The sequence below is a fragment of the Bartonella sp. LB28NMGDW genome (assembly GCF_042194435.1).
Lineage (GTDB): Bacteria > Pseudomonadota > Alphaproteobacteria > Rhizobiales > Rhizobiaceae > Bartonella > Bartonella grahamii.
Map to the genome: position 1 here is coordinate 1 of NZ_JBHIMX010000031.1, position 6,923 is coordinate 6,923.

At 36.9% G+C, this 6,923-nt stretch carries 6 protein-coding genes and 1 pseudogene; 1 reads left to right on the plus strand and 6 read right to left on the minus strand.

Going from position 1 to position 6,923, the window contains the following annotated elements:
* The coding region (locus ACFIKG_RS08325) for an autotransporter outer membrane beta-barrel domain-containing protein (RefSeq protein ID WP_375652100.1) at window positions 1-264 on the plus strand (264 nt) is incomplete at its 5' end.
* Window positions 265-859: 595 nt separating this feature from the next.
* Here ACFIKG_RS08325 and ACFIKG_RS08330 read toward each other — a convergent pair.
* The 6 genes and pseudogenes from ACFIKG_RS08330 to ACFIKG_RS08355 form a co-directional block, all read right to left on the minus strand.
* Window positions 860-1,642 carry an ABC transporter ATP-binding protein gene (locus ACFIKG_RS08330; RefSeq protein WP_273790734.1) on the minus strand — a complete coding sequence of 261 codons (783 nt, stop codon included), beginning with the start codon at window positions 1,640-1,642 and terminating at the stop codon, window positions 860-862.
* A complete protein-coding gene (locus ACFIKG_RS08335) occupies window positions 1,629-2,513 on the minus strand; it encodes an ABC transporter ATP-binding protein (protein ID WP_375627259.1) in 885 nt (294 codons plus the stop codon). The genes ACFIKG_RS08330 and ACFIKG_RS08335 overlap by 14 nt, the downstream gene beginning before the upstream one ends.
* A complete protein-coding gene (locus tag ACFIKG_RS08340) occupies window positions 2,506-3,435 on the minus strand; it encodes an ABC transporter permease (RefSeq protein WP_375627258.1) in 930 nt (309 codons plus the stop codon). The genes ACFIKG_RS08335 and ACFIKG_RS08340 overlap by 8 nt, the downstream gene beginning before the upstream one ends.
* 2 nt (window positions 3,436-3,437) lie before the next feature.
* Window positions 3,438-4,511 (minus strand): ABC transporter permease, encoded by a 1,074-nt coding sequence (locus tag ACFIKG_RS08345; RefSeq protein ID WP_015856298.1) that lies wholly within the window; start codon window positions 4,509-4,511, stop codon window positions 3,438-3,440.
* 112 nt (window positions 4,512-4,623) lie between these two features.
* The gene (locus ACFIKG_RS08350; protein ID WP_375627257.1) at window positions 4,624-6,225 is read right to left on the minus strand and encodes an ABC transporter substrate-binding protein; all 1,602 of its coding nucleotides are present in this window, start codon (window positions 6,223-6,225) and stop codon (window positions 4,624-4,626) included.
* A gap of 365 nt (window positions 6,226-6,590) precedes the next feature.
* Window positions 6,591-6,923 (minus strand): annotated as a pseudogene (locus ACFIKG_RS08355) (ABC transporter substrate-binding protein); the annotation flags it as partial.

The following is a 6,923-nucleotide window of genomic DNA, read 5'->3' on the forward strand; positions in this document are numbered from 1 at the left end:
ACCATTTCCACTGAAAACAGCCGTCCTATGTCTTTCTATGGAAAAGTAAACTTGATCAAAACCTTTGGTGATGATGGCACTATCCAGATTGGCAGAAACTTTGACCTTGATCCTATGGGGACTGCAATTGAAGGCGGCATTGGCATTAATGCGCAACTGTCTCACAATTTCTCCCTTCATGGTGATGTAAGCTATCAACAAAAGCTTCAGAAAACGGGTATAAGTGGTGCAAGTTTTTCAGGCGGCATACGCTATCAGTTTTAAAAGCAAGGTTGTAAAAATAGCTTATTCATTCTATTCAATTTAACAAAAAGGCAGCGCAATATGCTGCCTTTTTTATTTATAAAATATGTCTTTAAGAATAGAAAAAACAAAAATAGTTGAATCATTCTCATGTACTATTGAAAAATTTTCATAACAGCTTCTTCTTTTTTAAAAAATAAAACTTAGCGTTTTTGGATAAATAAGAGTAACATTGTAAAAAAGAGTAAACAAATCAAAAAAAATAAAAATTAAACTATACCCTAAAGAATAAATTTTCCTAGAAAACATAGCATCATTAATCACCTATTATTTCTTACAAGCTTAATGCTCATCTAAAATGAAACCTTCTAAACATAAATTTATAGTCAACAAACTGTACAACAAATATATAATGCGCGTTATGAGTCATGCAGATGACTCATAATGTTGTACGCCTAATAAAGTGAAAAATATGAGAGCTAAAATTTCTTTCAATAAATTATATCGATAAGATTTCACACTATAAAAAATACAAAAACTCTCTATTACAACAAAGATACTAAATACTTCTCGAAACCTAAAACAGAAAAATGTATTTTTTCTTTTGGAAAATTGATCATGCTCTTTGCTCTCTATGGACAATAGGCTCTATACTTGCTTCAAAAAACTCCTTTGTATAATCGTGTTGCGCATGTAAATTGCGCAATTCATCATTGCTAAGCTCTTCAAGAATAATCCCTTTATGCATAATTCCAACACGTTCACAAATATGTGCAACAACAGCAAGATCATGGGATACCATCAAATAAGTAAGTTTTTTTCTCACTCGCAACGATTTCAACAAGTTTAAAATTTCAGCCTGTACCGACACATCCAATGCAGATGTTGGCTCATCAAGCAACAAAACCTCTGGTTCAATAATTAAAGCACGTGCAAGAGCAATACGCTGACGCTGTCCTCCAGACAACTCATGAGGATAACGATAAAGAAATGAAGAATCTAAACCAACGGAATCTAAAGCATCCTCCACCCGCTCTCTTTGATTATCCATCCCATGGATTTTGAGCGATTCAGAAAGAACCGTATGGACCATTTTTCTTGGATGCAGCGAAGCATAAGGATCTTGAAAAACCATTTGAATACAGCGTAAAAAATCCTTACTTCTTTTCTTTTCAACTTCTTGTCCAGCAAAAAGGAACTTTCCACTATAATCTGGAATAAGCCCCACCAATGTATTCAAAATTGTTGATTTTCCACATCCGGATTCACCAATCAAACCATAAGCTTCACCACGCTTAATATGAAAATTAACATTTTTAACAACTGTTACTGCCTTATGTCTATGACCAAAAGTTACAGATAAATTAGAAACATCAATAATATTCTCACAATTTGTCATGAGGAACCTCCTCAACACCATTAACAATCGTAGGATTATACAACCAATCAGGATCACGCTCAGGAACAGCCAAAACATCAACAGGATTATCAAGCCGTGGTAAACTCGCGAGCAATGCCTTCGTATAAGGATGACAAGCGTGAGACAAATCAGAAGCAGGCAACTCTTCTAACACACGGCCCGCATACATCACCAAAATACGATCGCAAAAATCAGCAATCATATTTAAATCATGACTAATGAAAATAAGTCCCGTTCCAGATTTTGTCACAAGTTCATCTAATACAGATAAAACTTGTCGTCTGACCGTAATATCAAGTGCAGATGTTGGTTCATCGGCAATAATTAAATCAGGTTTTGGAATGAGCATCATTGCAATCATCACACGCTGCCCCATCCCCCCTGATATTTCATGAGGAAAGAGACGCATCACATGTTCAGGATCACGAATATGAACAGATTCTAACATAGATATGGTGCGCTCCCGCGCTTCGGCTTTTGAAACACGATAATGAATGCGGTAAGCCTCCATAATCTGCTCACCAATCCGTATTAATGGATTAAGTGAATATTTTGGGTCCTGTAAAATCATTGAAATACGCTTCCCACGGATTTTTCGCATCTGAGGTTCACTTGCGGTCAATAAATCAACATCCTCAAAGCGCATTTTTTTAGCTTTAACAATGGCTGCTCTTGGACTCAATCTTAGTATTGCGCGCCCAGTCATCGATTTTCCAGATCCGGATTCACCAACAATTCCAATTTTTTCTTTTCCAACAGAAAAACTAACGCCACGCACAACTTCTGAAATGCCGCGCGTTGTAGGAAAAGAAATACGTAAATCTTCTACTTCTAATAATTTATTATCCATTGCGTGGATCCAATACATCACGAAGACCATCACCTAAAAGGTTGAAAGCAAGACTTGCAAATAATATTGCACAGCCTGGTATTGCCGCCAACCACCAATTTGTCATCATAAATTCCCGCCCTGAAGAAAGCATCGCACCCCATTCAGGACTTGGAAGTTGAGCTCCCAACCCTAAAAAACCAAGACCAGCAGCCGTTAAAATAATTCCAGACATATCTAAAGTTAATCGTACAATCACTGAAGGAATACACATGGGCGCAACGTGAAACAAAATTATTCTCCAAGCAGAAGCCCCTTGCAAGCGAACGACAGAAACATAATCAGAAGAACGTATTGTCAAAGTCTCAGCACGTGCTAAACGTGCAATTGGGGGCCATGCTGCAATTGAAATTGCAATAGAAGCATTTTCAATCCCTGGTCCCAATGCAGCTGAAAATGCAAGAGCTAAAATCAAACCTGGAAAAGCAAGAAAAATATCGACAATGCGCATGAGAACAGTATCAACCCATCCGCCCATATAACCAGATACGGTTCCAACAATAAGCCCTATTGGACCTACAATAATGGTTGTAAGAAAAACAACATAAAGAGTAATACGGGAACCAAAAACAAGGCGACTAAAAATGTCACGTCCTAATTCATCTGTCCCAAAATAATGCGCCATAGAGGGTGGCTGCAACCGATGCCCTAGATCATTGCTAAGAAAATCATGCGTAGCAATCCAAGGAGCAAAAAATGCACATATGATAATAATACAAATAATAAGCAGACCAAATACAGCCGAAAAGTTATGAAAAAACTTAACCAGTGCGTGATAAATTCTTTGTATGTTCGCCTGAATTATGGAGCTTGGAACAGGGTCGTTTAACCAACCGCCAAAAAAAGATGATGATTGCGATTTATGATGATTACTTACTGTCATATTCAACGTGTCCTTGGATCAAAAATGCGATAAAGCAAATCAGAAAATAAATTAATGGCGACAAAGATAAATCCTACAAGTAAAGTACATCCTACAACTGCATTCATATCTCCGGCTAAAAGAGCATTTGTCAAGTAATGTCCAAAACCAGGCCAAGCAAAAACTGTCTCCGTTAAAACAGCCCCTTCTAATAAAAAAGCATAAGAAAGCGCAACAACGGTAATAACCTGAACAGCAGCATTCTTAAAGGCATGTCCCCATACCGTTCGCGCCCACGATAACCCCTTTACACGTGCAGTAATGATATATTCCTGATTAAGCTGCTCAATCATAAACCCACGAGTCATACGGCTAATATAAGCCATAGCACCGAAAGCTAAGATCAAAGCAGGCATAATAATGTGACTAAAAACATTACCAAAAGCCTCCCATTGTCCTTGGCTTGCAGTATCCCAAAGGAAAAATCCTGTTTTTGGTTCGAAAGAATATTCATAAAGAAAATCAATACGTCCTGGACCACCAACCCAGCCAAGCTTGGCGTAAAATATTAACAAAGCCATTAAACCGAGCCAAAACGTTGGAGTAGAATAACTTACAAGTGTAAAAACACGAACAACATAATCAATAAATGAATCGCGATACATTGCTGCAAAAACACCAAATGGAATTCCAAGACTTGTGCCAATAACAATAGCAACGGTTGCAAGCTCTAATGTTGCAGGAAATACACGCATAATATCAGCTAGAACAGGACGCCCAGAAGTTAAAGCATCTCCAAAGTCAAATAAAAATACATTATGAAGATACTTCCAATATTGAACAATCAACGGCTTATCAAGACCAAGCTTATAATACATTGCATCATAAGCTTCCTGACTGATATTATCACCAAGAATAGACAGAACTGGATCTAGAGGAAGAAGATGACCAAGAAAAAAAGTGATCGTCACCAACCCAAGCAATGTGATAAAAACTGAAATAAGAAGTTTCAATCCTTTGCATAAAAAATCCCATAAAAATAATCTTTTCTGCTTTTCTGATACAGCTCTTTCAGTCTCTGAAAGTGGCAAAACCATTATAAAAATCCCCTCTGTAGCGACAAAACATAAAGCAAATACCTTTTTTTATATAACAAAACAACCTCTTATTAAGCATGTTCTACAATCCTTCTCTATAACATGCTTCTTTTTATTTTTCTGCTTCATTGTAATAAAGTCTATAACTGTTCCAAATCCATTTTTTGACATCAGGTCCCATACCAACGGTATAATATGTCTGAAATAAATAAACCATAGGACCATGCTCTAGCACATAATGCTGTAAAGTACGATATTGCATGATACGCTTATTGGGGTCTTTCTCAAACAAAGCATCCATCACCATGTTATTAATATTTTCATCATAATACCCAGCGCGCCAAGCCAAATACATATTGTGCTTTTTTGTAAATGTTGGATCAGGATTAAACACGTGATTTAATGAGGCAGGATGTCCATCAGGATCGGCACTCCCCCACCCCATAATAGCAGTATCGTAATTTCCACCACGTACACGGCTCAACAATTGATTTTGTGCCATTTTTTCAATTGTCAGCTCAACACCAATTTTACGTGCATTAGCTTGAATAGACTGTGCAACAGACGACATATAACTAAGGCTTCCAACTAAAAGATTAGCTTTAAAACCGTTCGGATAACCAGCCTCAGTAATCAACTGTTTTGCTTTTTTCAAATCCAACTTAAAAGGCAGCCCTTCTTTTTCATCCAAAGCACCAGGAACACCCAAGGACATATAAGTTGCCCGCGGAATAGCAATCCCCTTCAAAACAGTTTTTCCAAGACCTTCATAATCAACCAAATAACGAAGTGCCAATCTGACCTTTTCGTTTGCAAAAATTGCATTCTTATTATTTAATGATAGATAAATAATCTGGGGGCGCAAAACACGACTAATTTTGACTAGGCCTCCCTTTTTTTCAAGATCTAAAATATCCTCTGAAGAAAGATCACGCGCTATATCCACATCACCTTTTTCCAAAAGAAGTCTTTGACTTGATGAATCTGCTACGTGCTGCACAACAATCTTCTTAATTTTAGGCACATCGCCCCAATAATGCTGTGTAGCCTCTAATACAACTTTATCTCCTGGAGACCAGCTCACCAATTTATAAGGTCCAACACAAGCCGAATGTGTTGCTAAATATTTATTCCCCATATCACCGTTAATACTCTGCGCTTCAATTGTTTTCCGATCAAGCAAAGCAGAAGCATAAGATTGTCCAATAACAGTCAATATGAGCTGAATAGGATAGGGTTTATCTAATTTTAATTGCAAAGTCTTATCATCAAGAGCCTGAATATTTGTTTCAACATTGTTTTTAGTAAACCCATAATCCATTAAAGATTGGGCATAGCTCAATCCTAATTTAATAATCCGCCGCATCGACCATACCAAATCTTGCGCCGTTGCTGTTCTTCCATCATTAAACTTTAAATCATCACGAAGATGAAAAACTATTCTTTTGCCATTATCTAAAACATCCCAAGATTTTGCCATAGCAGGGCGAATTTTTGTAGGATCATGCTCATCATATTGCACTAACGCGCTACAAATATTCGTCAATAACTCACTCGTCACAACTTCAACAGTTTGCGCTGGGTCAAAACTACTCATTGAATCAATATTCCATGCCATCACCAATATATCTTTAGATGAAGCACTAAATGCTGATGCTATAGCCCCATTTAAAAAAGCTGTTATGCCTAATAAAACAGAAAATTTTTTCAACATTTTTTTCCCCATTATATTCTTGTGCCTTTTTCACACATAGTCGTTGTGATTTTGCTCTTTCATCTTTTAAACAGCATAGTATCAAACATCAACTTCATTTAATCAAACTAAGCATCTATAAAATAATTCTCTCATATATCAATCTGCATTCAGGATGCATAGAATCTGTAGCCACAAACAAAGATCTTCTCCAATATAACTTTCTATATTCATCCCTCCTTAATAAACGACCTCCACCATATACAGCACAAATACCCCTCACAGTTTCTTCCTTAAAAAACTGAAGGACTTTTATGTGAAAAAATATTTTCATCATGCTATTATGATCAAACTACTTTTACCTTTGACAACACGAAAAGACACTCTTATTTTTCAATTTTACTATAAAAAATACGCGGTGCACTATTCCAAACCCATTTTTTGACATCCGGTGTCATCGCTATAACGCTATATTGCTGGTAAATAAACGCATAAGGTCCTTTTTGCATAAGTTCACGTTGTAAATCAGCATATATTTGCGCCCGTTTTTGCGGATCTTTTTGAAACAACGCATCTTCAACTTTTTGATTCATCTTGGCATCAAAATATCCATGCTTCCAACTAGGATAGGCAGTGTTTCTAGCCTCAAACCGATTATCTGGATTATAAACAAGACGTGAAGCCATTGTATGAGGATCCGCAGAATCATTATTCCATCC

Excerpts from the sequence above, each read along its gene's own strand:
- ACFIKG_RS08330 (WP_273790734.1), bottom strand. The coding sequence starts at position 1,642 with ATGACAAATTGTGAGAATATTATTGATGTTTCTAATTTATCTGTAACT.
- ACFIKG_RS08335 (WP_375627259.1), bottom strand. The coding sequence starts at position 2,513 with ATGGATAATAAATTATTAGAAGTAGAAGATTTACGTATTTCTTTTCCT.
- ACFIKG_RS08340 (WP_375627258.1), bottom strand. The coding sequence starts at position 3,435 with ATGACAGTAAGTAATCATCATAAATCGCAATCATCATCTTTTTTTGGC.
- ACFIKG_RS08345 (WP_015856298.1), bottom strand. The coding sequence starts at position 4,511 with ATGGTTTTGCCACTTTCAGAGACTGAAAGAGCTGTATCAGAAAAGCAG.
- ACFIKG_RS08350 (WP_375627257.1), bottom strand. The coding sequence starts at position 6,225 with ATGTTGAAAAAATTTTCTGTTTTATTAGGCATAACAGCTTTTTTAAAT.